Raw genomic sequence first — 25,035 nt, forward strand, 5'->3', positions numbered from 1 at the left:
TGTCAAACCCTCACTCACCCGGCTTGGTCAATGGCACAACCGACCCCGTCTCTTCGGGTGCCAGCTCTTCGAAATCGAAATTGTCCAACCGCAGAGCCCGACGACCGGCCTTGTCGGCGCTTATCTTGATGTCCGAGATATCTTTGGCCGCCTGCCCGAAATGCCGATCCAGATTGGCCACTCGGTCGCCCAGACGTTCCACATCCTTGTGCAGCAATCCCAATTCTTTGCGGATTGCACCCGCCTGTTCGCGCATCCGGGCGTCCTTGAGAATCGCGCGCATGGTGTTGAGCGTCGCCATGCAGGTCGTCGGTGAGACGATCCAAACCCGCGCTGCAAACCCTTCGCGCACGATCTCGGGAAAGTTTGCGTGCAACTCGGCATAAACCGCCTCGGATGGCAGGAACATCAGCGCGCCATCAGCGGTTTCGCCTTCGATGATGTATTTCTCAGCGATCGCCTTGATATGAGCCTTCAGCGCTGTGCGCATCATCCGTGCGGCCTCGTTCAACTCACCCTGCGTCTCGGCCCGGCGCAGCGCCTCATAAGCTTCGAGCGGGAACTTGCTATCGATCACGATGGGGCCCGGCGGGTTGGGCAGGTGAATCAGACAGTCCGCCCGCTTGCCGTTCGACAGCGTGTGCTGCAGGGCATAGCTGTCTGACGGCAGCGCCTTGGACACGATGTCATTCAGCTGAATTTCCCCAAATGCCCCGCGTGTCTGCTTGTTTGACAGGATGTCCTGCAAGCTCAGCACATCACCCGACAGTTTCGTGATGTTGTCCTGCGCCTTGTCGATGGTCTTGAGCCGTTCTTGCAACTGCGTCAGCGAGGTCGCGGTCTGTTTGGATGAGCCATGCAAGCTTTCTTTCATCCGCTCCTGCATTTCGGCCAAAGCCCGCGCCGAGCGCATGGCATTGTCCGCCAACCGGTCGTTCATGTGTTGCTGCACATCCCCCAGGCGAGCCTCCATCGTTTGGATCACCTGCACCTGCGCATTGGCCTGCGTATCCGAGACATGTTGCAACCCACCGCGCAACTGCTCTTGGCCAGCGCCCAACTGCTGCACGTTTTGGCCCAGAATCGCAATCTGCTGCGTCAAAGGTTCCGCCATCCGCGCCGAACGGTTGGCTGCCCGCAGGCTGAGAAGCACCATCAAGGCAATCAGCAACAGGATCGCAGCCGCACCAAGGGCCAAAAGGACGATCGGGTCCTCCAACGAATAGGTCTGTCCTGCAATCTCGATCATCTGCGCCTCGCCTGTGTTCTCTTTTTGTTTCCCCAGTCTCTAGCGAGGGGACCGGGGAAAATCAACTGCGTCCGAACAGCCGTTCGATGTCTGCCAGCTTCAGCTCGACATACGTTGGCCGCCCATGGTTGCATTGGCCGGAATGGGGCGTTGCTTCCATCTCGCGCAACAGCGCGTTCATCTCTTCGCCACGCATTCGGCGGCCCGAGCGGATTGAGCCATGGCAAGCCACGCGGCTTAGAATCGCCTCGATCCGGGCCTGCACCATCTGGCTTTCGCCCTGGTCGGCCAATTCATCCAGAATATCCAGGATCATCGCCCGGGCGTTCACCTCGCCCAGGATCGCGGGCGTTTCGCGCACGGCCACGGCATTGCCACCAAACGCTTCGATGGTCAGCCCGAATTTGCTCAAGTGATCCGCCACCTCTAGCAGCCGACTGCAATCGCCGTCCGACAGCTCGACAATCTCGGGGATCAACAGCGCCTGAGCAGCCACGCCGTTTTCGGCCATCTGAGTTTTGAGCTTTTCGTAAACCAGCCGCTCGTGCGCCGCGTGTTGATCCACGATCACCATGCCGTCGGCGGTCTGTGCAATGATGTAGTTTTCATGCACCTGCCCACGTGCCGCACCAAGGGGCAGCTGTTCAACAGGTGTCTCGGGCGTTTGGTCATCGACCACCGCTGTGGGCTCTATCATCTGGCCGGAATAGTTTTGCGATAGCTCGGCAAACCCCGGCGTTGGCATCGGTTCGGGCGCTTGCGCGCGGTAAGCGGCGGTGCGTGCACCCATGGACGGTCGATCCATCTGATAGACGCGCGCAGGGCCGGGGTGCGGTGCTTGCTCGGGTCGCATCGCGCCCAAAGTGGCATTGGCTACGGTGGTCGACGCTCGGTGACCAGCGTCCGCCAAAGCATGGCGCAGGGTTGAGATGATCAATCCGCGCGCAATGCCAGGGTCGCGAAAGCGGACCTCGGATTTGGCGGGGTGGACGTTCACGTCGACCAAAGTCGGGTCACAGTCCACGAATAAGGCCGCCGCCGGGTGGCGGTCGCGGCTGAGGAAATCGAAATAAGCAGCCCTTAATGCACCGTTCAGCATCTTGTCGCGCACGGGCCGCCCGTTGACGAACAGGTACTGAGATACGGCGGCACCGCGGGAATAAGTCGGCAGAGCGGCATAGCCATACAGGCGAATGCCCTCCCGTTCGGCTTCAATCCGCAGGGCGTTTTCGGCAAACTCGCGTCCAATAACACGGGCCAGGCGCGCGTGCAGCGCATCAAACAGATCACCGCTTTCGGCATCGGCCCGGAACACGATCCGGCCTTCGCCGCCACCTGACACATCGCGCAGGGTCAGCCCGATCGACGGTTCCGCCATCGCCAGCCGTTTGATTGTGTCGGTGATCGCCTGCGCCTCGGCCCGGTCGGTTCGCATGAACTTGAGCCGCGCAGGCGTGGCAAAAAAGAGATCCCGCAGCTCAACCACGGTACCCGAGCGCAAGGCTGCCGGTTTGACTGGCTCAGCTTGTCCGCCCGCGACGCGGATGGTCGCGGCCTCGGCCTCCGGAACCCGGCTGGTGATGGTCAAACGCCCCACAGCCCCCAGCGAAGGCAGCGCCTCCCCCCGGAACCCGAAGGTGTGGATGTCCAACAGGTCCGAGCCGTCGATTTTCGAGGTCGCATGGCGCGACAAGGCCAGCGGCAATTGCTCGGGTGATATGCCACAACCGTCATCCGTGACCCGGATCAGGGTCTTGCCCCCGTCGGCAATGTCGACGGTGATCCGCGTGGCACCTGCGTCGATGGCGTTCTCGACAAGCTCCTTGACGGCAGAGGCCGGGCGCTCCACAACTTCGCCCGCTGCAATCCGGTTGATTGCTGCGTCGTCAAGTTGCCGGATGACCGGTCGAAAACCGCTGATATTGGGGTCGAGGCTTGCCATACCGCTAGACCTAGCATGGTCACACGCGATTCTGCCACCCGTTTGCTGCGGAAAGCAAAAGACCCGGTGCCTCTCTATTTGCGATCAGTGTGATCATGCAATGGGGCACCGGGTCTTGAGTGAGTGGTGGTCATCTTAGGGCTGAAATTGCCCTTGCCATGATCTGAAACTGGGGGTTTTGGCACCCGTTGTTAAGCCCCTTGTCACATGAAGGTTACAATTGGCGCATTTCAGCAATGGCTTGACCCGGTCTGGGAATGCTCAGGCCTGCGCCGGAGCACCTGCACGTTTTCGGCAGGGACCAAACAGGGCTGTCAGCGCCAGAATAAGACCAGAGACCGTCGCGATCATACCAGCCGCGCTCACCGCATCCGTGGCTCCGAGCCACAGCGGACCGTACCCTGCCAGGACATAACCGAACACGGCAGAAAGTGTGGCGAACAGAACGCTCCAGGCGATCTGGCTCTCCAACTGATTGGTCATCATTCGTGCCGCAGCGGGCGGGCAGATGAACATGGCGATCACGATGATTGACCCCACAGCGTCAAAGGCGGCAACGGCGGCAATGGCCGCAACCACCACCAGCGCGAGGCCCAGAACATTTGTATGGATGCCCATCGTCTGGGCGAACCCTTCGTCAAAGGTCGAGATCTTTAGGGGGCGCCAGAAAAGCCAGATGAAGGCGATGACCCCGATCAGTGTCGCGGCGATCCGGCCTAGTTCCACTGGCAACCCGGCCAAGGCTTCTGCGTCCAGCAGTGAAGACCACCCTGTGGCATCGAGCCAGATCAGACTTTCCAGATTGCCATAAAGCGCATGCTCCACGTCCAGATGCACCGACGAGGTGTCGGTTTGCTCCAGCAGCAGAACGCCGCCCGCAAACATGGTGGTGAACACCACTCCCATGGCAGCGCCGGGTTCGATCCGGCCCAGACGGCGGATGGCCTCGATCATCACAACGGCCACGAGGGCCGCACCGGCCGCGCCCAACATCATGGGCCAGGCCGAGATCACACCGGTCAGCAGAAAGGCCACAACAATGCCCGGAAGAACCACATGACTGATGGCATCCCCGATCAAGGCTTGTTTTCGAAGCACCAGAAAGTTGCCGGGCAAGGCGCAGGCCACAGCCGCAAAGATCCCGATCAACAAGGGCGTCAAAGACAGGGGGACAAACTCTTCGCCGATCATACTGGCACCTCCTGCGGCCCACCGATTCGGCGGTCGATGTCTGCGATCTGATCCTTGGTCAGAACCGTTTCGATATCACGCAACCCGTCATAAAGCGCCGCAGCCGCTTCATGCGCTTGATCACTGCGCACCACTTCCCATCGCTTTTCGTCACGCAGGGCCTTGGCGGCGCGGGCGCGGCCAAGCTCGGTTGCAACCCCATCAGCACGGGCAAACCCCGCACGTGACAGTAGGCGTACGGTCAGGCGTTCATAGATCGGCTGCCCTTGGGCCAAGGCCAGCAGCCCCTGACGTAAGTGTACCCGACGCTGGAACCGCAGATGCCCAAGGATTGCGGCCAACACACCGCGATTGGGGGCAAGCAGCAAAGACAGGGCAAAGAGAGCAAAGCTGACCAGCACGATGATCGGCCCCGTGGGCAGATTGGGGGCCGAGGCCGAGATCGCCGCACCGACAAACCCGGACACCCCGCCCGCCAGACCGCTGAGCAGAACCACGCGGTCCGAACGTTCCGTCCAAAAACGCGCCGTCACGGGTGGGATGATAAGCAATGCGACGATCAGGATCAGACCAACGATTTTCAGCCCCACAACCGTCACGGCCATCACCAGACCCATCATCGCCAGATCAATCCGCGCCACCGGCAGACCGCGCGCGGCGGCATATTCGGGATCAAAGGACACAAGCGTCATCGGGCGGCGCAAAAGCAGGATCAACAGCAGCGTCGCGCCGCCGCCAATCGCGATGACCATCGCATCGGCCCACAACATGCCTGCGGTCGAACCGAGCAAGAACCCCTCGAGCCCCGCCTGCCGTCCAACACCTATGGTCTGGATCACGGTCAGCAACACCACGCCAAAGCCAAAGAACACCGACAAGACAGAGCCGATGGCCGCATCCTCGGCCAATCGGGTGTGGCGCGTCAGCCAGTTGAGGCACAGGAGCCCGACCCATGCGGACAAGGCAGAACCCAGCAAGAGCCCGATCAGATTGCGGCCATCCCCGCCCAGCGCAACCATGACCATGAAAGCAATGCAGACACCCGGTAGGGTCGCATGGCTGATCGCGTCGCTGACAAGGGCGCGTTTGCGCAAGAAAAGAAAAGTGCCGGTCACCCCGGCAGACACACCCAAAAGGGCTGCGCCGATGGCAACCAAAGTGGCATTGTAGCCAAGCTGCAGCAGCAGAGCATCGCTCAACATAACCGTGGGTTCCGTCTGTTAACTGGCGGCGCGCGACAGTTGGTCGATCTGCGCGGTTGCCAGGCGACCGCCATAAGCAGCCTGAAGCGTTTCAGCGGTAAAGGCCTCGTCCACGGGTCCCTCGGCCACTTTGCGGGTGTTGATCAGGAACACGTGGTCGAAATAATCGGTCACTGTTGCCAGGTCGTGATGCACCACAACCACCGTCTTTCCCGCGTCCTTGAGCGATTTCAGTACCGCGATAATTGCCTTTTCGGTGGCGGCATCAACACCAGCAAAGGGTTCATCCAGCAGATACAAATCCGCATCCTGTGCCAGCGACCGGGCCAAGAAGACGCGCTGTTGTTGCCCGCCAGATAGCTGCCCGATCTGGCGATCGGCAAAGTCGCGCATGCCCACGCGGTTCAGGCAGTCCATCGCCTTGGCCTTATGCCGCCCGCGAAGACGGCCCAGCAGACCAAGTTCGCGGTAAAGCCCCATCAGCACCACATCGATCACGCGAGTCGGGAAATCCCAATCCACGCTGGCGCGCTGCGGGACATAGGCGATGCGAGCGCGCTGATCCTCGAGCGGTTTGCCAAAGGCCGTAACCTGCCCTGAAAGTGGTGTAACAATGCCCAATGCGGCCTTGAGCATGGTCGACTTACCGGCCCCGTTGGGACCAATAATTGCAGTCATCGCCTCAGCCTGCACCGTCATGTCGACTGAGAAAACCGCCGGTTTCTGACCGTAAGAGACTGTCAGCCCCCGGATCGCCAGCGGGCTTTCAAGCAAAGCATCGTTGGTGTTTGCAATGCCGTTGCTGCTTGCGAGTTCCAGCATCACTTAAAACCCCGCCGACAGTTTGCCGTCCATGCCGCGCGCAGGCACCTTTGCGCCCAATGCGCCAGCAATGACGGTGATGTTGTGATCGAGCATGCCGATATAGGTGCCCTCGTAGGTGCCATCTTCGCCCATGGCATCGCTAAAGAGCTCGCCACCGACATGTACCTTGTGCCCCTTCGCCGCGGCTCCTTCGATCAAGGCGCGAATGGAACGGTCCGAAACCGAGCTTTCGACAAAGACGGCGGTGATCTGACGGTCAACCAGCAGATCCACCAGTTCACCAATCCGGTTCAAACCGGCCTCGGACTGGGTCGAGATGCCCTGGATGCCCATCACCTCATAGCCATAGCTGCCACCGAAGTAACCAAAGGCATCATGCGCTGTCAGTAGAACGCGGTTGGTGTCAGGCACCTGCACCAGCGTTTCGGTCGCGTAGGCTGACAGACGGTCCAGATCAGCGAGGTGCTTTTCCGCGTTAGCCGCAAAGACATCCGCCGCCTCGGGGCGCACGTCGGTCAGGGCCTTTTGCACTTCGACCACCACATCACGCCACAAGTCCGGCGTCATCCAGACATGCGGATCAAATTTATCGGCATAGTCGTCATGGGCGCGCAGCTTGGATTTGTCTAACCCTTCGGCCACAGCCACCACGGTGCGCTTGCGCTCGAGGTCGTGAAAGAACTCTTCCATCTGCGCCTCAAGATACAGGCCGTGCCACAGGATCAAATCCGCGCGGGTCATGGCCACGATATCGCTTCGGGTTTGACGGTAAGCATGGGGGTCAACGCCCGGCCCCATCAGGCCCTTCACCTCAACTTCATCCCCGCCCACCTGGCGTGCAGCATCCGCGATCATGCCGGTTGTGGCCACCACCTTGAGCGGGTCCTGCGCCCAGGCCGTGACAGGCAGAGCCAGCAGAACACCAGCAATCAGCAAAGAGCGTCGCAGAATCATGTCGAACCTCTGGTTTGTGCTTCCAACATAAATTGAGAACAATTCGCAAGTAAGTCAATGCTATTGAGAATTATTCGCAAGAAAACCTGCAATCGCCTGTAAAATATGAGGTTTAGTTCATACTTGCAGCCGTCAGATCATCCAAAAGAGCAAAAACAAGCCGACGCAATGACTTGGAATAGAGCCGATCCTCGGGCCAGGTCAGCCAATATCCGTCCCGCGTTTTCAACTTTTGATCCGTGGTTTGTACCAGAGTTCTTGCTGCGAGATCCGCATGCGCCAAGGGCAAAGACCCCAAAACAACGCCCAGGCCTACGCGGGCGGCGCGTAGACCGTGCGCCATGGAATCCACGCTCAGGCCCGCGCCGCCGGGGACCGTGCCGCCAGTCTCACGGCTCCAATCCTGCCAGCCGGGACGCTCGCCGCGTACCTCGATCCGGGGCAAGTCCTGCCCCTGTGCGTCAGGCGCGATCATGGGCACCATGACCTCTTGTTCAATCAGCCGGGCCCTGCGCCCTGCCCATGCCCCGCGCCCATAACGCAGCTGCAGCCAGGTGCGTTCCTCGTCAAACTCGGATCGTTTGGCGACAGAATCCGTCACCAGTCGCACATTGGAGTATTGCGTCCAGAACGTCCCAACCCGCGGCAGGATCAGCGTGTCGATGTGCGAGCTTAACGCCGCCAGTCGCAACTCTTTCGGCACCGTTCCAAACAGGTCTTCGGTGTTTCTTTCCAACGCGGTCAGGCTGTCCTGCACCAGCGGCAGGTAACTTTCACCATCGGTGGTCAGCGAAACACCACGCGCCTCGCGGACAAAAAGACTGCGGCCCAGCCATGCCTCAAGGTTGCCTATCCGCTGACTGACGGCGGCCTGCGAAATCCCGAATTCACGCGCGGCCGCAGAGAATCCACCCAATCGCCCGGCAGCCTCGAACACGCGCAACCAGTCCAGCGGCGGCAAGCCGACCTTTTTCTCATCCATAAGAATTTCCAAGCCTGAGGTAGAATAAGGTTTAATTGTCGTGATGGCATGCAGCGGCTATTTCCTCAAGGGAAAGCTCGCGCCACAAGGAGAGACCCCATGCTGCGCTCTGCCACCCATGATCCGTCCGTCGTCACGATCGAGTTTGACGATGGCACCACAACCCGCTTCCACGCCATCTGGCTGCGCGACAACGCGCTGGACCCCGAGACCCGCGCGCCGGGCAATGGGCAGCGGCTGATCACCATCGGGGACATCCCTGCCGACATTGCAATCAGCGCGGCTGGCGTCGTGAATGGCGATCTGTCTGTGACCTTTGCGCCCGAAAACAAAACTGTCACATTTCCTGCCGATTGGTTGGCCGAACACAGCTATGATCGCGCGCAATCCATCGCATTTGGTCGCATCGCGCCGGGCATCACGACCTGGGAGCGCGGCATCGATGCACCAAGTGGCGAGTGGGCCGCCGTTCAGTCGACCCGTGCCGCCAAACGCGATTGGCTGGCCGCAGTCGCTGAGTTTGGGTTCGCCAAACTGACCGGCGGCCCGACCGAGCCGGAATCGCTGCTGAAAGTTGCTGATCTGTTCGGTTACGTGCGCGAGACCAACTATGGCCCCTATTTTGAGGTGCGCACCGAGGTGAACCCGACCAACTTGGCTTACACAGGCCTTGGTCTGCAGGCGCACACCGACAACCCCTATCGCGATCCGGTTCCGACATTGCAGATTCTCTACTGCCTGGAGAACTCGGCCGAGGGCGGAGATTCGATCGTTGTTGATGGGTTCCGTGCCGCGGAAAAACTGCGCGATGAAAACCCCGAAGGGTTTGCCTTGCTTGCGGGTTATCCGGCGCGGTTCGAATACAAGGGGTCGGATGGCGTCTGCCTGCGTTCGCGCCGACCGATGATCGAACTGTCGCCTGATGGAGAACTGGTCGGCATCCGGTTCAACAATCGCTCCTCCGCGCCGATTGTCGATGTACCGTTCGACAAGATGGAAGCCTACTACGCTGCCTATCGTCAGTTGGGCGAGATCATCGACGATCGGGCCATGGGCGTATCGTTCAAGCTGGAACCGGGTGAAAGCTTTATCGTCGACAACACCCGTGTGCTGCATGCGCGTCTGGGGTATTCCGGCGCGGGCTCACGTTGGTTGCAGGGGTGCTACGCCGACAAGGACGGGTTGCTGTCGACCTTGGCGGCGATGGAAATGGCGCAGCCGGAGGCGGCGGAATGAAGCCCGATTTCTCGACATTGGACCGATCCAACATCGTGGCCTTCATCGCCGACATCTTTGAACGGCGCGGTGGGGAGGAATATCTGGGCGAGCCAGTAACCATGGCCGAGCACATGCTGCAAGGCGCCACCATTGCCGAACAGAATGGCCAACCCGAAGAGATCATCGTGGGTGCCCTGCTGCACGACATCGGCCACTTCACGTCCGAGTTTGGCACCTATCACCCCGACGACACCGAAGACCGCCATCACGAGGATGCAGGCGCCGAGGTGCTGGAGCAGTTCTTTCCATCCGTGATCACCGACTGCTGCCGCTATCACGTGGCGGCCAAGCGGTATCTCTGCGCGACCAAGCCTGAATACTTCAACCGACTGTCTGCCGCTTCGGTCCATACGCTTGAACTGCAAGGCGGGCCGATGAGCGCTGATGAAGTTGCCGCGTTCGAGGCCAACCCGAACCTAAAAGAGATCATTCAGGTGCGATATCTGGACGAGGCTGGCAAACGGGCAGACATGGACACCCCAGATTTTACCCATTTCGCCCCCATGGTGCAACGTATGGTCGACCGGCACCTGGGTGCCGCATGAGCGCGCCCGAGTACATATTCGAGGCGAGCTCGAAACCCTCACTGCCCTGGCATGAGGTGCCTTTGATCCGGGCCACGGACGCGTCGGTCAAAGGATACGGTTGCCTGGTCGATAACCCCGATACCTTTGAGATCGAAATCGTCCGTTGGCCACAGCAAGGCTGGCGTCCGATTGATGACGGCACGGGGGACGAGGCAGGCTGGGTCGAGGGCACGTTCAAATGCGACTGGCAGGGTGATGTGCTTTATGGCGAGAACGAAGCGGTCAAGGGCCACTATGTTCTGGGCTGGTCCGCGGATCCGCAGCACGCCAAGACCGAAACGCAGACCGCGGCGCGCGATCAGGTGTTGTTGTGGCACATGAATTATCACCCCGACGGGGGGCAGATGTTCTGGCCGCTAGACAACAAGCCGTTCATCGTGCCTGCCGCCCTAACGGGAGACAACCTGACGCCGGACAAGGTGGTCGCGTTTTGGTGTGATGGCTCGCGCGGGCTGTATATTCATCCGGGCATCTGGCACGAGGGGATTTTCCCGGTCGAAGACAGCCAGCGTTTTCTGGATCGCCAAGGCAAGGTGCACGCCCGCGTCAGCGCCGACATCGGCAAAGAGTTCGGCGTCTACCTGTCCTGCCCGCTGCGCGCGGACAAGGTGAAAGACCTGTGATCTGAACACATGCGCGCCGTCAGGCGGTGGCGCGCACATAATGCACCTGAGCCGGCACCCGAACTGTGTCCCCCACCGTCATCTCGGAAAATACATCTATCAGCTTCGAGCGCACCGCGTCTCGATGAGATTTGCCCAGAGTTCCCTTGGCCTTCTCTGCCCCCATCCGCATGGCTGCTGCTCCGACGGTCATGTATAATCGAGCGACCTCTTCGGGCCCCCCGCGCGGTGTAAGAAACAGGTCTTGGGTGTCAATTTCGACCGTCCAACCTGCACCGTTCAAAAGCCGCGAGATCTTGTCTGCATCACTCAAGGACAGCGGGCCCGGAGCATTTGGATTGAAAGCTGGGCCTGCTCCGAACACTTGATCTGCCACGCGAGCAGGCGCATCGAACCAATGGTTCGCCTCGGGCGCACCCCAGCAGGCAAAAGTCAGCACCGCACCAGGTTTGAGAGCGGTTCGGATATGGGCAAATGCGCGCGACGGATTGGCGAAGAACATCACTCCCAGCATCGAAATAGCGGCATCGAATTCTCGCCCCATGAATGGATAGTCAGCCGCATCGCCGACCTGAACGGCAACGTTCCCGGGCACACGAGCAAGCGCCCGTTCCGCAAACGGTGGGGCAATCTCGACCCCGGTGATGTGCCCCGTTGGTCCAACCGTCTTGGCTGCGGCAAGCAACGAAACGCCACCACCCGGCCCGATGTCCAAAACGGACTGTCCCCGGTGCAGACCCGCTCGGGCAATCAACCCATCCAGTACCGGGGCATGGGCAGCGTCGGTTTCGGCCTCAACCCGCAGCCAGGGTTCTGCAATTGCTTTCCAATCCACAGCGCTCTGGCCTCCAGCTTAAATTGATTGATCACAAGCGCGCGTCAGTCGAACGCAAGCTCGGTTATTGCCGTGTCTTGGTAATGCGTGCCCGGATAAACATCCATGATCTCAAAGGTGATCCACGAGACCGGCCCATATTCTGACAGGGCCGATGTTCCCTGCCAATCCGGCGTGTCATCCATGGTGAAATGAGTCTGCTTGCCGTTTGAAAACTTCAATCGCAATTCCCGCACGCGACTGTTGCGCGTGTAGGTCTTGTTCGACTTGGCATACCCGTTGCGCAAACTCCAGCGGTTGATCAGCACCGGTTCATTGAACACGATTGTAAACGCTTCACCGATCCCCTGCCCCTGCGCGCCCTCCACCCAGGCCGTGCGGTGATTGCCGTCGGTCACGTTGCGTGGGCCGTAGCTGTTGCCGCTTTGAGATGCCAGAACCGAGGTGAAACACAACTCGGCCCGGCGGTTGACAGCAGTCACACCGGTGCAGTTGCGCATGGCCCAACCAGGCGGTGGTGGATGCTTAGGAGCGGCCGGTTTTGCGACGGGAACGGCTGGCGCGGCAACAACCGGCGTCTGCCCTTGACGTCGCAACCAACCGCGTTCGATCGCTGCAAGTCGTTGATGCCGTGGTGGGTGCGTGACCGAGCCCTCGGCAGGCAGGGTGGCCCAAAGCGATTGCGCTTCGGTCAGGTTTGCCCCCAAAGCGGCAAGGATGAAGCCCGCGTATTCGTCCGCCTCCAACTCTGTCGGCGGGCGAGAGCCTTCGCCAGTCAGGGTATGGCCTTGCAGATGATGCCCGACCTCATGCGCCATGACGCCCAAAAGTTGCCAGCGCCCGTTTGGATCGGTCTCGTATTGTGCCAGCCAATCCGGGTTGAACGCCAGATAGCGTTCACCGTCGATGATGATGGCGGCCGCATTGCCGACCTCGCCCGTTTCAACAACCTGAAAGTTGGGCAGCAATCCCGACACCGCCAAGATGTTGTTCACTACGCTCCAGACCTGCTGCACCGAAAAGGCGCTGGCGTCGTTGTAGCGTGGTTTTTGCAGCGTAATTTCTTTGCAGCCAGACACGGTGCAGGCCACCTGCGTATTCCCACCTTGCTGCGCCCATGCGCTGCCTGCGCCCAGTGCCAATAAAAAAGCCCCAGTGATACCCCTGTGCACCTTGCCCTCCCCCGTGCGATGCCTGCCCAAGGTTAGGCAGAACATCGTGAACCGGTAAAGGGCGCGAGGCAAAAATCGCCAATTGGCGTGGGGTTACAAGCCCAGAACGTCGACCATATCGTATTCACCGGGGGCTTTGCCCTGCCCCCAAAGCGCCGCCTTGAGTGCCCCGCGGGCAAAGATGGCCCGGTCGGTGGCCAGGTGGCGCAAAACGATGCGTTCGCCGGGGGCCGCAAAAAGCACGTCATGCTCGCCCACGATGTCGCCCCCACGCACCGCGTGGAACCCGATGTCGCCCCGCTTGCGCGCGCCGGTGATGCCATCGCGGCCTCGGTCGGACACATCGTTCAGATCAACGCCGCGCCCTTCGGCGGCAGCCTCGCCCAACATCAACGCTGTGCCCGAGGGCGCATCAACCTTGTGGTGGTGGTGCGCCTCGATCACTTCGATGTCGAAATCTTCGTCCAGCGCAGCGGCGACCTTTTTGGTCAGTTGCACAAGCAGGTTCACGCCCAAGCTCATGTTGCCCGCGCGCACGATGACGGCGTGGCGCGAGGCTGGTTCCAGCCGCGCAATCTGCTCATCCGACATGCCGGTGGTGCCAATCACATGCACGCAGCGCGCCTGTGCGGCGAGCGCGGCAAATTCCAGCGTCGCGTCGGGTGCGGTGAAATCGATGACTGCCTGCGCATGGGAAAACGCCTCAAGCGCGTCATCGGTGACGGTAACGCCCACGGGCTGGCCGCCCATGGCCTCGCCCACATCACGCCCGACCCAATCGTGCCCCTTGCGCTCGACCGCACCCACCAGTTTCGCCGCGTCGCTGTCCAGCACGGTTTTCATCAGCATCTGACCCATGCGGCCCGATGCTCCGGTAATGACGATCCCTGGTGTGTGGGTCATGGCACGATTCCCTTTTTGTCGGCTCATTGCCTCCTACCCGCTTCGCGCCCGCTTGGCAAAGCCCGGCTTTGGCCTTAGATCGGGGTTATGGCCAAGAACAAATTCCACGACGGGCCAGGCCCGTCCCAACGTCAGCTGCGCGTCGGCGAACTTATCCGCCGCACCTTGTCCGAGGTGCTGGCGCGTGGCGACGTGCATGATCCCGATCTCAACCGCTTGTCGATCACCGTGGGAGAGGTGCGCACCTCTCCCGATCTCAAGATCGCAACCGCCTATGTGCTGCCCCTGGGCGGCAAAGGCCAGGATGAGGTGCTTAAACTGCTGGCACGTAACAAGGGTGAGTTGCGTCGCGTCATCGGCAAGAAGGTGGGGCTGAAGTTCTCACCAGACCTGCGGTTCCGTCTGGACGAGACATTCGATCAGATGGACGACACCCGCCGCTTGTTCGAACAGGACGCGGTGCGCCGCGATCTGGACGAGTGATCCGCGCGCTGCTGATCGGATTGGCCGCCTTGGTTGCCAGCCCGGCAGCAGCGGTGGACTGTCGCGACCTGGCGCATGCGGGCAACAGGTATTCGATCTGCGAGGTCGATCTGACCACCGAAGACCTGCGCCTGTTCCTGCGCGACGAAGCCGGAGAGGTCCTGGGGCAGTTTTCGGCGGTGGATTCGGAACTGCGCGGCGAAGGCAAAGAACTGACCTTTGCCATGAACGCAGGCATGTATCATTCCGACCGCTCTCCGGTTGGGCATTACGTCGAAGACGGCACCGAAGAGATGCGGGTTGTGCCCAACGCAGGCCCCGGCAACTTTGGCCTGTTACCCAATGGGGTGTTTTGCATCGAAGTCGGCAAGGCGCGTGTGTTTGAGACACTAAAGTTTCTGGACACCAAGCCCACCTGTCGCTTTGCCACCCAATCCGGCCCGATGCTGGTGATTGATGGGGCTTTGCATCCCCGCTTCCTGCCAGACAGCACCTCGCGCTATCTGCGCAATGGAGTGGGTACCAGCACGGATGGCACGCGCGCCGTCTTTGCCATCTCGAAAAACGCCGTCACCTTTCACGAGTTCGGCTCTTTGTTTCGGGATGTTCTGAAAACACCCAACGCGCTCTATTTCGACGGCAATATCTCGCGTCTTTACGCGCCACAGTTGAACCGGTCGGATGCCGGGTTTTCCATGGGTCCGATCGTGGGCGTTGCTGCGCCAACGGAATGAGCTTTAGCGCCATTTGACAGAGCGGGATCAATCCGCTAGGTGGCGCGCCTCTAACACATTCGAGGGGCATCATGGCACGCAAACGCAAGGGTCGCGACATTTCCGGTTGGCTGGTGGTGGACAAGCCTGCAGGTATGACGTCAACCGCTGTGGTCAACAAAGTTCGTTGGGCCCTGGACGCAAAGAAAGCGGGTCATGCGGGCACCTTGGACCCAGATGCAACCGGCGTGCTGGCCATCGCCCTTGGTGAAGCAACCAAGACCGTTCCCTACATCACCGATGCACTCAAGGCCTACACCTTCACAGTGCGGCTGGGTCAGGCCACCAACACCGACGACGCCGAGGGTGAGGTGATCGCCGAGAGCGATCAGCGTCCAACCGATGACGAGATCAAAGAGGCACTCGCCCCATTTTTGGGTGACATCATGCAGGTGCCGCCCAAATTCTCGGCCGTAAAGATCGACGGGCAGCGCGCCTACAAGCTTGCGCGCGACGGGGATGAAGATTTCGAACTGGCCGCTCGCCCTCTCTGGGTCGAAGAGCTGATCCTTGTGGACCGCCCCGACGCCGATCACGTGACGCTCGAGATGACCTGCGGCAAAGGCGGGTACGTCCGCTCGATCGCGCGCGATCTGGGCGCGGCGCTGGGGTGTCACGGGCATGTACGTGAGCTCCGTCGCATCTGGTCTGGGCCATTTGAAGCCGAAGACGGGATCACCATCGAGCAGATCGACGAGATGGCCAAGACACCTGCCCTGGACCAACACTTGCACCCGCTGGAACAGGGTCTGGCCGAGTTGACCGAGTTGAAATGCACCCCTGAGGGGGCCGCGCGCCTGCGTAACGGCAACCCCGGCATGGTACTGGCATCCGACGTGGAATACGGGGACGAGGCCTGGGCCTCGCTCGATGGTCAGGCGGTTGCTGTTGGCACCTACAAGGCAGGCGAGCTGCACCCCACCCGTGTCTTTGTGCAGCCGAAATGATCCTGGTGGCCTGGCCGCACCGGACGTGCTAGCCAGCGGCCATGATCACGCGCACTCATACCAAGGGCGACGCGCCCTCGACCGCCGTTTATTCGGATTGCGAACGCTATCGCTATAGCCTGACCCGGATCTGGGATCCCTCGGGCGGCAAGGTTCTGTTCGTGATGCTGAACCCGTCGACTGCGACCGAGGTGCAGAACGACCCCACCGTGGAACGCTGCGAACGTCGCGCCCGAGCGCTTGGGTTTGGTGCGTTTCAGGTCACCAACATCTTTGCCTGGCGCGACACTGACCCCCGCAAGATGCGCGCCGCCGCCGAACCGGTTGGTCCCGAGAATGACGCGACCATCCTGGCTGGTGTGGACTGGGCAGATCAGGTGGTGGCGGCTTGGGGCACCCATGGCGAGCATCTGGATCGCGGCCCGGCAGTAGAGGCCCTGCTGCGCACCTCCCAAAGCCCCGTTTATCATCTGGGCTTGAGCAAGGCCGGGCACCCCAAACACCCGCTCTACATCTCATACGCGCAACAGCCAAAACTCTGGTTCCCGACCTGATCGCGTTAACCATTTCCCCAATCCTGCTTTGACCGCCTCCCCTTTGACGTGGCCTAATGACCCCCGTGGGTGACGTGTGTGTGGAGTGCAAAAATGTTGGCAATTGCAGGATTACTGGGCCTCATGGCTGCCGGTAGCGTCGTGTTTCTTGGGGATGACAGCTCGAACGACACAGAGGTGTCTGACGATGTGAGCCCTGATGATCCCATTTTGGAAAATGACCCCACACAGCCAGAAAACCAGCCGACCGATCCATCTGATGGTGACGCTGAAAATCGCCAAGATGAAACAGGCCTGGTGATTGCCGGGGACGAAGGTGACAACTCCATCGATGGCCAAGACGGCAACGACCAGATCAACGGTTACGGTGGTGATGACACAGTGTCCGGCGGGCAAGGCAACGATACTCTGCACGGCGCCGAAGGGGATGACGCCCTGCAGGGCGGAGCAAACGACGACCTGTTGCACGGCGAAGATGGCACCGACACCCTGGACGGTGGTGACGGTGATGACGAGATGTATGGCCACTTCGGCTCGGACCATATGCAGGGCGGTGATGGCAACGACACGCTTTACGGCGGCCAGGACACCGACTCTCTGAGCGGCGACGCAGGCGACGATGCCCTGCACGGTGGCTACGGGAATGATACCCTGATCGGCGGAGAGGGCGAGGATTCCCTGTTTGGCGGGCGAGATAACGACCTGATCATAGGGCGGGATGATGACAGCGGTGACAGCGGCCCCGACTATCTGAACGGCGGCGAAGGCAATGACACCATCGTGGCCGGAGAAGGCGACATCGTGACGGCGGGATCCGGGGCAGACCAGATCATCCTGGGCGATTGGGTCCTAGACGGCGAGGCTGCAGACATCATGGACTTTGACCCCTCGCAAGACCGCCTGTTGATCAGTTGGGACTTTCAAGCCAGCCCTGATCCGCAGATCGAGGTGCAACCGGACCCGAACAACGCCAACCTCAACCGTGTCCTGATCAACGGTGAAGAGATTGCGTTGCTGCGGGGCGACGCCCAAGTCTTGGCCTCGGACATCATGGTTGTGAATGAAAGCGAAGTCAGCCAATTCAGCCTCGCAAGCTGAAGCACCATGGCTTGAGGCAAGCACACAAGGCGCGCGACAAACCCTTTGCCAATCCCCCCAAAACCGCATATATCCCCGCATCTGTCGGGGATTCGGCCATGTGGCTGGGTTTGCGACAGACATCTCCACGGGCCTGTGCTGGACGACATCCCGGCCTGCGCCATCCACTCTAACCTTGTAAAGGAGACCCCGATGTCGATCACAGCTGCAGAAAAAGCACGCGTCATGACTGAATTCGCAACCAAAGAAGGCGACACCGGTTCGCCCGAAGTACAGGTTGCTGTCCTGAGCTCGCGTATTTCGACTCTGACCGAACACTTCAAGACCCACAAAAAAGACAACCACGGCCGCCGTGGTCTGCTCAAGATGGTTGCTCAGCGCCGCAAGCTGCTGGACTACCTGAAAGGCAAGGATGAGGCCCGTTACCAGGACCTGATCAAGCGCCTGGGTCTGCGTCGCTAATCCAAGCGCCGCACCAGAGGTTTCAAGGCCGTCGCCCGATCTGGGGGACGGCCTTTCTTTTTGCGGACTATGTTGGGTCCAGCGTATACAGTTCGCGGCGCATGATCTTGCCTGTGCTGGTCTTCGGAACGTCCTCGACGAACTGAACGCTGCGCGGGCATTTGTAAGCTGCAAGGGACTGTCGGCAGAACGCGATGACGTCCTCCTCAGTACATGTGGCACCGGGTTTCAAAACGACATAGGCCTTGGCCAATTCGCCCTTGATCGCGTCCGCCTGTTTGCCAACTGCGGCCAAAGCGACGTCCGGATGCCCCGCCAACACGCGCTCAATCTCGGCTGGGTAGACATTGTAACCACCGGTGAGAATCATGTCCTTTTTCCGGTCCACGATGTAAACGCACCCGTCCGCATCCATGGTGCCCAGATCGCCCGTGTGCAGCCAGCCGTCCGGCTCGATGGTTTCACGTGTCTTTTCAGGTGCTCCAAAGTAACCCATCATCACGACCGGCCCCTGCACCATCAGCTCACCAACTTCGCCCTTCGGCATCGTGACGCTGGCATCCTCCACGTCAGCAATGCGCAGCTTGCAGTAGGGAATGGCGCAGCCGATGCTGCCGTGCTTGTTGTCACCATAAAGAGGGTGCGTTGACCCTAGTCCTGCGATCTCTGTCATCCCCCAAAGCTCATAAAGCGGCACCCCAAACCCCTCTTCGACGGCCGCCATTGTTGCGGCTGGCATGGTTTGACCACCCACGTAGCAGCGGCTCAAATTGCTCAGATCAGCGGCGGCAAAGTCAGGATGGTTCAGCATGAACATGTACATCGTCGGGACACCGTCAAATATGGTGGCCTTGTGCGTTGCGATATCAGCCATGACGGCCTGCGGATCAAAAGTGGCATGCAAGACCAGCTTGGTTCCCAACATCATCATCCCGTTCATCAGGACGTTGGCGTAGACATGCGGACAGGGCAGCGCACTGACGACGGTGTCTGATGGCCCCCGCATGTGCATCTGACTGGTCATGGCCCCGTTGATGATCACCGCACGGTGCGATTGCATGGCCCCCTTGGGATGCCCCGTCGTACCCGAGGTGTAGGCGATGGTCGACAAATCCTCGCCTTTGACGTCCGGCAGCGCTGGCGCGGTTGTGCCGTTGTCCATCAAGTCCTCGAATCCCATGGCTTCGGGCGTCGAGGCCCCAAGGGATACCACTGCCTCAACTCCGGCTGCCGAACACACGTCCTTGATCGCAGCGATCTTGTCTTCCGAAGCCAGCACAGCACGGGCTTTGCAGTCTCGAACAACGTATTCGATCTCAGCCGGGGTCAGCATCGTGTTCACCGGGTTGATCACCGCACCCAGCCTGGCAATTGCGTAGTAACTGACAACCCATTGCCAAGAGTTGGATCCATAAAGCGTTACGACGTCGCCTGGCTGGATGCCCAGTGCGTGCAAACCGCCTGCCGCCTTCTCAATCAGAGTGTCGAGTTCGATGAAACTGAAACTCTGTCCCTCAAACACAAGCGCTTCGCGATCTCCAAACCTTTTGGCAGCGCGCCCCGGGATCTGACCAATATTGTCCAACATGCGTTTTCCTCCCTGACATTTCACTGTTCAATTCTGGGAAACCCAAGGAATTGAACAGTTGATCATTTATCGAAATATCAAGGCAACGGGTCAAACACACATTTTGCAGTGCATTGATGCTTATATTGTGACATTTTCTAAGGCATTGAGCTGCTTTCCGAATTTCACACCTCCAAGGCGGCCTTGTCAGGGCAATTTGCGGCTAAGAAACCGAACCTGTGCCCCGAACCTCCCTCAACGCCCAATGGACCTTTCAATCCATAGCGAAATCATGTAAGGGCGGCAGCATCTGAGACGTGGTGCAAGGGACCCCGGCACCGTGAAGGAAGATAACAGGGGTCGGCGGCAATGGGGCCGTCATGCAATCGGGAGACGCGGGAGGGCCCGCGAGTGCTCCCTTTTAGGATACGCTAGATGTTTAACGTAACAACGAAATCCATGCAGTGGGGCGAAGAGACGCTCACACTGGAAACCGGCAAGGTTGCCCGTCAGGCCGACGGCTCGGTGATCGCCACTCTGGGCGAAACCAGCGTCATGGCCAACGTGACCTTTGCCCGTCAGCAAAAGCCCGGTCAGGACTTTTTCCCGCTGACCGTTCATTACCAAGAGAAATACTATGCAGCCGGTAAAGTTCCGGGTGGCTTCTTCAAGCGCGAGGCGCGCCCGACCGAGAAAGAGACGCTGACCGCGCGTCTGATCGACCGTCCGATCCGCCCGCTGTTTGTGCCCGGCTTCAAAAACGAAGTTCTGGTGATGTGCACCGTGCTGAGCCACGACCTGGTCAACGACCCGGACATGGTTGCAATGATCGCCGCTTCGGCTGCGCTGACCCTGTCGGGTGCTCCGTTCATGGGCCCGATCGCCGGTGCGCGCGTTGGTTTCGAGGACGGTGAATACGTTCTGAACCCGACCGTCGACGACATGCAGGACCTGCGCCTGAACCCCGAACAGCGTCTGGACCTGGTTGTTGCCGGCACCAAAGACGCCGTGATGATGGTCGAATCCGAAGCCTACGAACTTTCCGAAGCTGAGATGCTGGGCGCCGTCAAATTCGCGCACGAGCAGATCCAGCCGGTTATCGACCTGATCATCTCGCTGGCTGAAGAAGCTGCAAACGAGCCGTTCGACTTTACCCCCCCGGACTACTCCGAGCTGTATGACGCGGTCAAAGCCGCTGGTGAAACCGAAATGCGCGCCGCATTTGCGATCAGCGACAAGCAAGAGCGTACCGCCGCTGTTGCCGCCGCTCGCGAAACAATCAAGGCAGCCCTGACCGAAGAACAACTTGAAGACGCGAACCTGGGTTCGGCGCTGAAAAAGCTCGAAGCAGGCATCCTGCGCGGTGACGTTGTCAAAACCGGCAAGCGCATCGACGGTCGTCGTACCGACGAAATCCGCGACATCGTGTCGGAAACCGGCCTGCTGCCGCGTACACACGGTTCGGCCCTGTTCACCCGTGGCGAAACCCAAGGCTTGGTTGTGACCACTCTGGGCACCGGCGATGATGAGCAGTTCATCGACGCCCTGCACGGCAACTTCAAATCGAACTTCCTGCTGCACTACAACTTCCCTCCCTATTCGGTTGGCGAAGTGGGTCGCGTGGGCCCTCCGGGCCGTCGTGAAATCGGTCACGGCAAACTGGCATGGCGCGCCCTGCAGGCTGTTCTGCCCGCGGCAACCGATTTCCCCTACACCGTCCGCGTTGTGTCGGAAATCACCGAATCCAACGGCTCGTCGTCGATGGCATCCGTCTGCGGCGGCTCGCTGTCGATGATGGACGCAGGTGTTCCGCTGAAAGCACCGGTTGCCGGTGTGGCCATGGGCCTGATCCTGGAAGACGACGGTTCCTACGCGATCCTGTCGGACATCCTGGGCGACGAAGACCACCTGGGCGACATGGACTTCAAAGTGGCGGGTACCGAAAACGGCATCACCTCGCTGCAGATGGACATCAAGGTCGCAGGCATCACGCCCGAGATCATGGAAAAAGCCCTGGCTCAGGCCAAAGACGGCCGTATCCATATCCTGGGTGAAATGTCCAAGGCGCTGTCCGAGACCAACGAATTCTCGGTCCACGCACCGCGCATCGAGACCATGCAGATCCCGACCGACAAGATCCGTGAAGTGATCGGTTCGGGCGGTAAAGTGATCCGCGAGATCGTCGAAGTGTCGGGCGCCAAGGTCGACATCAACGACGAGGGCATCATCAAAATCGCATCGCCCAACGGCGAAGCCATCAAGAAGGCCTACGACATGATCCACTCGATCGTGGCAGAGCCCGAAGAAGGTGCGATCTACACCGGTAAGGTCGTCAAAATCGTCGACTTTGGTGCATTTGTGAACTTCTTTGGCAAGCGCGACGGTCTGGTCCACGTGTCCCAGATCGAAAACCGCCGCCTGAACCACCCTTCGGACGTTTTGAAGGAAGGTCAGGAAGTGAAGGTCAAGCTTCTGGGCTTTGATGATCGCGGCAAGGTTCGCCTGTCGATGAAAATCGTCGATCAGGAAACCGGCGAAGAGATCGCGCCCGAGAAGAAAGAAAAGAAAGAAGACTAATCGTTAGTCTCATCTTTCAGAAGGCCCCGACCAAACGTCGGGGCCTTTTTCGTTGGTGAATTACAAATCGTTACGTGGGGTTTCAGGTGCTCTGGCGGTCATTCGCCTGCTAGCGTTTTGCCATGCAAGCCGATCCCCAGATATTGCCGATCCGATACACTGCTCGTTGTGCTGATGGCGTGCGCATCGCCTGTTATCGGTTCGCCAATCCCGGCGGGGTTCCGGTCATCGTTGTGCATGGCACGTTTTCCAGCCATGAAGGTTGCACTGGCCTGGCCCGGCGCCTTGCTGACGATGGGCTGGACGTTTGGGCCATGGATTGGCGCGGGCGCGGCGGCAGTGAGTTGCCGGATGCGCCTTTTGATTTCGACACCATCGCGCAGATGGACATTCCGGCGGTTCTGGATCTGGTTCAGGCCGAGACGGGTCAACGCACGGCCATTTTTGTCACACATTCCGGCGGTGGGCTGATTATCGGCATGTGGGCGGCTCGAAATCCCGATTTGGCCAATGGTTGCATCCGCGGCCTTGTCACAATGGCAGCCCAAGCGCATCTGGCCGCAGAACGCCCCGAGCATCGTCAGCGCATTGCTGAAATGGCGCGGTATCTTGAAACCATCGACATCATCCCGCCGCGTCAGATGGGGGTGGGGTCCGAGCGCGAAAGCGCCCATCTGATGCAGCAATGGTGCCGCTGGAACCTTGAGGGACAGTTTCTGGGATCGGACGGGTTCGATTATCTTCCCGCTCTTGGGGCCTTGGATATTCCTCTGCTCTGTCTGATTGCCGGGGGCGATCACTTTGTTGCTCCACGCCCGGGTTGCGAAAATTTTGCCAAAGCCTTTGGCAGCGCGGACCGCACCATCCAGATTTGCGGCAAGGACCAGGGATTCATCGAAGACTACGAACACGGACGCATCCTGGCCTCTACCCCGGCGCGCATCGAAATCTGGCCCCTGGTCGCGAATTGGGTCGGCCAAAGGGCAAAAACCGCGTAAACCCGGGTGCAATAGCGGTCAAATCAACCGAAAACCAATCGTCAAAGCCCGGTCCCCTTCCCAGCTCGGTGTCATCAACAACGCCGAAAAGGAGAGACCCAATGACCACCTTCAAAACTCTGACCCTGATCACTGCAATGCTGGCCGCCCCTGCCATCGCGATGGCCAACTTCAACATCGGAGACACCGTGGGCACCGAAGAGGCCGCCATCCGCACCATGCTCGAAGAGCAAGGGTATCAGGTGCAAGAGATCGAATTCGAAGACGACGAGATCGAGGTTGAAGTCCTCAAGGATGGTGTGGAAACTGAGCTGGTGCTGAGCCAGGCTGACGGCTCGGTGATTGAAATCGAGATGGAAAAAGAGGACGACTGAGTGCGTCCCGGAAAAGGAGCCACTTGAAGAATTCCGGAAAAGTCTGGTTGTGGCTTTTGTTGGTGGTGCAGGCCGTCTGCGCCGCCTTCTTTGTTGTCGATGGTCTGTTCGATTGGACCGGGAGGCCCGAGCCCTTGGGCTTTCGCCATCTTCACGCCTTCGAACTGTTGCTGAGCTTTGCCCTGTTCGCCGGTATTGCAGTGACCGCAATGCACATCCGTACGTTTGGCCAGCGCGAGGCGCAAATGCAGCGGCAGCTCGACATGGCGTCTGGTGCGTTCGAACAACTCATCCAAGAACATTTCGATCAATGGCAACTCAGCAAAGCCGAACGCGAAGTGGCAATGCTTGCTCTCAAGGGGTTGTCCGTGGCGGACATTGCAGCGCTGCGACAAACCAAAGAGGGGACCATCAAGGCCCAATGTGGGGCAGTCTATCGCAAAGCAGGCGTCTCGGGGCGGATGCAGTTGCTAAGCTATTTTGTCGAAGAGCTGATTGCCGAACCTGTTTTGGACAGATCCCCCCAAACGTAACGCTCGCACCGTCGTGAGAGTACATCTTCCGGCAAATATGGGATTTTCTCCCATCCCATTTTATTCATTCACTGCAGCAGAAAAATCTGTGATCAGACGTGACGGGTGCGCCTCTTTCAATCGCCGTTGAGACGGGCAAATGGTCTTGCATCACCTGCCTGAACAAAGGATCACCCGATGCTTCCCCGTCCTCTTCTCGCCGCTGCGGCGCTGTCGCTTTCGGCGACCACTCTTTCTGCACAGACCCTTCCAGATGGTTATTACGTCCAAGGTTTCCTGGGCTATAATCAGTTGCAAGACACCAACCTGTCCGGCACCATTGGCGGCGCGCCGCAGTCCGTGTTCGGTGACTTTGATGGCGGATATGGCATCGGGATCGCCGTAGGCCGCGAGATCCCACAATGGAGCAATTCGAATATCGGAACCCGGATCGAATTGGAGCTGTCCTACCGCAACAACGACGTCGAGAGGTTGGACTTTACCGGCAACGGTGCCGGGAACGAGGTCAACACCAGCGGCGACATTTCTTCGACTTCGCTCTTTGCCAATGTGCTTTTCGATTTCAAGCAAAAGGGCGCCTTTACCCCATTTGTGGGCTTTGGTCTGGGTGCGCAACGCACCAGCTATGATCTGATCTACGGGCCTGGCGTGACCATCCGCGACAGCGACACCAGCTTTGCCGCCCAAGCGATTGCCGGTGTGAGCTACGACATCAACAGCAACACCGCGCTGACCCTGGACGCCCGTTACGCGCGTGCCTTTGACGTGTCCAGCAGCCGTGTGAACAGTGATTTCATCAATACCGGCACGGTCGAGGACGATCTGGATAACTTCAGCCTCAACTTGGGTGTTCGCTTCAAGTTTTAGACCAAGAAAGAAAGCGGAAAACAGCCCCCACCTCAGTTTCGCTTTCCCAGCATGATCCG

The 25,035-nt window shown here is 59.8% G+C and carries 25 protein-coding genes; 14 read left to right on the forward strand and 11 right to left on the reverse strand.

Features of this window, described 5'->3' with window-relative positions:
• Positions 1 to 10: 10 nt before the first annotated feature.
• The 7 genes from TRL7639_RS16535 to TRL7639_RS16565 form a co-directional block, all read right to left on the reverse strand.
• Complete coding sequence (locus TRL7639_RS16535) at positions 11 to 1,249, reverse strand: DNA recombination protein RmuC (protein ID WP_085796981.1); 1,239 nt, start codon at positions 1,247 to 1,249, stop codon at positions 11 to 13.
• Positions 1,250 to 1,310: 61 nt separating this feature from the next.
• Positions 1,311 to 3,191, reverse strand: a complete 1,881-nt coding sequence (gene mutL / locus TRL7639_RS16540; protein ID WP_085796982.1) for a DNA mismatch repair endonuclease MutL — start codon at positions 3,189 to 3,191, stop codon at positions 1,311 to 1,313.
• 261 nt (positions 3,192 to 3,452) lie between these two features.
• Complete coding sequence (locus TRL7639_RS16545; RefSeq protein ID WP_085796983.1) at positions 3,453 to 4,382, reverse strand: metal ABC transporter permease; 930 nt, start codon at positions 4,380 to 4,382, stop codon at positions 3,453 to 3,455.
• Entirely contained in the window at positions 4,379 to 5,584 is a 1,206-nt protein-coding gene (locus TRL7639_RS16550; protein ID WP_085796984.1) for a metal ABC transporter permease, read from the reverse strand. The genes TRL7639_RS16545 and TRL7639_RS16550 overlap by 4 nt, the downstream gene beginning before the upstream one ends.
• 18 nt (positions 5,585 to 5,602) lie before the next feature.
• Positions 5,603 to 6,406 (reverse strand): metal ABC transporter ATP-binding protein, encoded by an 804-nt coding sequence (locus tag TRL7639_RS16555; protein ID WP_085796985.1) that lies wholly within the window; start codon positions 6,404 to 6,406, stop codon positions 5,603 to 5,605.
• A gap of 3 nt (positions 6,407 to 6,409) precedes the next feature.
• Positions 6,410 to 7,363, reverse strand: coding sequence for a metal ABC transporter solute-binding protein, Zn/Mn family (locus TRL7639_RS16560; RefSeq protein ID WP_085796986.1), 954 nt, complete (start codon positions 7,361 to 7,363; stop codon positions 6,410 to 6,412).
• Positions 7,364 to 7,475: 112 nt separating this feature from the next.
• Entirely contained in the window at positions 7,476 to 8,345 is an 870-nt protein-coding gene (locus TRL7639_RS16565) for a LysR family transcriptional regulator (protein ID WP_085796987.1), read from the reverse strand.
• A gap of 99 nt (positions 8,346 to 8,444) precedes the next feature.
• Between TRL7639_RS16565 and tmpA the strand changes: the two genes are divergently transcribed.
• From tmpA to TRL7639_RS16580, 3 genes are read left to right on the forward strand one after another with little or no spacing between them, the layout of a single operon-like run.
• Positions 8,445 to 9,581: a 2-trimethylaminoethylphosphonate dioxygenase gene (tmpA, locus tag TRL7639_RS16570; RefSeq protein ID WP_085796988.1), complete on the forward strand. Its 1,137-nt coding sequence runs from the start codon at positions 8,445 to 8,447 to the stop codon at positions 9,579 to 9,581.
• Positions 9,578 to 10,168 (forward strand): (R)-1-hydroxy-2-trimethylaminoethylphosphonate oxygenase, encoded by a 591-nt coding sequence (gene tmpB, locus TRL7639_RS16575; protein ID WP_085796989.1) that lies wholly within the window; start codon positions 9,578 to 9,580, stop codon positions 10,166 to 10,168. Before tmpA ends, tmpB begins: the two co-directional genes overlap by 4 nt.
• Positions 10,165 to 10,833 carry an ureidoglycolate lyase gene (locus TRL7639_RS16580; RefSeq protein ID WP_085796990.1) on the forward strand — a complete coding sequence of 223 codons (669 nt, stop codon included), beginning with the start codon at positions 10,165 to 10,167 and terminating at the stop codon, positions 10,831 to 10,833. Before tmpB ends, TRL7639_RS16580 begins: the two co-directional genes overlap by 4 nt.
• 19 nt (positions 10,834 to 10,852) lie before the next feature.
• Here TRL7639_RS16580 and TRL7639_RS16585 read toward each other — a convergent pair whose 3' ends face one another.
• The 3 genes from TRL7639_RS16585 to dapB all read right to left on the reverse strand — a co-directional run bounded on the left by TRL7639_RS16585 (position 10,853) and on the right by dapB (position 13,743).
• Positions 10,853 to 11,668, reverse strand: coding sequence for a class I SAM-dependent methyltransferase (locus TRL7639_RS16585; protein WP_085796991.1), 816 nt, complete (start codon positions 11,666 to 11,668; stop codon positions 10,853 to 10,855).
• A 44-nt stretch (positions 11,669 to 11,712) separates the two neighbouring features.
• A complete protein-coding gene (locus TRL7639_RS16590) occupies positions 11,713 to 12,840 on the reverse strand; it encodes an NADase-type glycan-binding domain-containing protein (protein ID WP_133057668.1) in 1,128 nt (375 codons plus the stop codon).
• 93 nt (positions 12,841 to 12,933) lie between these two features.
• On the reverse strand, positions 12,934 to 13,743 hold the full coding sequence (gene dapB / locus TRL7639_RS16595; protein ID WP_085796993.1) for a 4-hydroxy-tetrahydrodipicolinate reductase: 810 nt from the start codon (positions 13,741 to 13,743) through the stop codon (positions 12,934 to 12,936).
• 87 nt (positions 13,744 to 13,830) lie between these two features.
• Between dapB and rbfA the strand changes: the two genes are divergently transcribed.
• The 6 genes from rbfA to rpsO all read left to right on the forward strand — a co-directional run bounded on the left by rbfA (position 13,831) and on the right by rpsO (position 18,060).
• On the forward strand, positions 13,831 to 14,226 hold the full coding sequence (rbfA, locus tag TRL7639_RS16600) for a 30S ribosome-binding factor RbfA (RefSeq protein WP_085796994.1): 396 nt from the start codon (positions 13,831 to 13,833) through the stop codon (positions 14,224 to 14,226).
• Positions 14,223 to 14,960, forward strand: a complete 738-nt coding sequence (locus tag TRL7639_RS16605) for a phosphodiester glycosidase family protein (RefSeq protein ID WP_085796995.1) — start codon at positions 14,223 to 14,225, stop codon at positions 14,958 to 14,960. The genes rbfA and TRL7639_RS16605 overlap by 4 nt, the downstream gene beginning before the upstream one ends.
• 71 nt (positions 14,961 to 15,031) lie before the next feature.
• Positions 15,032 to 15,946, forward strand: a complete 915-nt coding sequence (gene truB / locus TRL7639_RS16610) for a tRNA pseudouridine(55) synthase TruB (RefSeq protein WP_085796996.1) — start codon at positions 15,032 to 15,034, stop codon at positions 15,944 to 15,946.
• Positions 15,947 to 15,987: 41 nt separating this feature from the next.
• On the forward strand, positions 15,988 to 16,500 hold the full coding sequence (locus tag TRL7639_RS16615; protein WP_085796997.1) for a DUF1643 domain-containing protein: 513 nt from the start codon (positions 15,988 to 15,990) through the stop codon (positions 16,498 to 16,500).
• 123 nt (positions 16,501 to 16,623) lie between these two features.
• Positions 16,624 to 17,598 carry a calcium-binding protein gene (locus TRL7639_RS16620; protein ID WP_165759836.1) on the forward strand — a complete coding sequence of 325 codons (975 nt, stop codon included), beginning with the start codon at positions 16,624 to 16,626 and terminating at the stop codon, positions 17,596 to 17,598.
• Between the two features lie 192 nt (positions 17,599 to 17,790).
• Entirely contained in the window at positions 17,791 to 18,060 is a 270-nt protein-coding gene (gene rpsO, locus TRL7639_RS16625; protein WP_085796999.1) for a 30S ribosomal protein S15, read from the forward strand.
• A 67-nt stretch (positions 18,061 to 18,127) separates the two neighbouring features.
• Here rpsO and TRL7639_RS16630 read toward each other — a convergent pair whose 3' ends face one another.
• The gene (locus TRL7639_RS16630) at positions 18,128 to 19,648 is read right to left on the reverse strand and encodes a class I adenylate-forming enzyme family protein (RefSeq protein WP_085797000.1); all 1,521 of its coding nucleotides are present in this window, start codon (positions 19,646 to 19,648) and stop codon (positions 18,128 to 18,130) included.
• A gap of 414 nt (positions 19,649 to 20,062) precedes the next feature.
• Between TRL7639_RS16630 and pnp the strand changes: the two genes are divergently transcribed.
• The 5 genes from pnp (at position 20,063) to TRL7639_RS16655 (ending at position 24,976) form a co-directional block, all read left to right on the forward strand.
• A complete protein-coding gene (gene pnp / locus TRL7639_RS16635; RefSeq protein ID WP_085797001.1) occupies positions 20,063 to 22,204 on the forward strand; it encodes a polyribonucleotide nucleotidyltransferase in 2,142 nt (713 codons plus the stop codon).
• Between the two features lie 122 nt (positions 22,205 to 22,326).
• Positions 22,327 to 23,202, forward strand: coding sequence for an alpha/beta fold hydrolase (locus TRL7639_RS16640; RefSeq protein ID WP_085797002.1), 876 nt, complete (start codon positions 22,327 to 22,329; stop codon positions 23,200 to 23,202).
• Positions 23,203 to 23,303: 101 nt separating this feature from the next.
• Positions 23,304 to 23,576: a PepSY domain-containing protein gene (locus tag TRL7639_RS16645; protein WP_085797003.1), complete on the forward strand. Its 273-nt coding sequence runs from the start codon at positions 23,304 to 23,306 to the stop codon at positions 23,574 to 23,576.
• Between the two features lie 23 nt (positions 23,577 to 23,599).
• A complete protein-coding gene (locus TRL7639_RS16650; RefSeq protein ID WP_085797004.1) occupies positions 23,600 to 24,109 on the forward strand; it encodes a helix-turn-helix transcriptional regulator in 510 nt (169 codons plus the stop codon).
• A gap of 177 nt (positions 24,110 to 24,286) precedes the next feature.
• Positions 24,287 to 24,976: an outer membrane protein gene (locus tag TRL7639_RS16655; protein WP_085797005.1), complete on the forward strand. Its 690-nt coding sequence runs from the start codon at positions 24,287 to 24,289 to the stop codon at positions 24,974 to 24,976.
• Positions 24,977 to 25,035: the final 59 nt, after the last annotated feature.

The sequence above is a fragment of the Falsiruegeria litorea R37 genome (genome assembly GCF_900172225.1).
In the GTDB taxonomy this organism is placed as follows: Bacteria; Pseudomonadota; Alphaproteobacteria; order Rhodobacterales; family Rhodobacteraceae; genus Falsiruegeria; species Falsiruegeria litorea.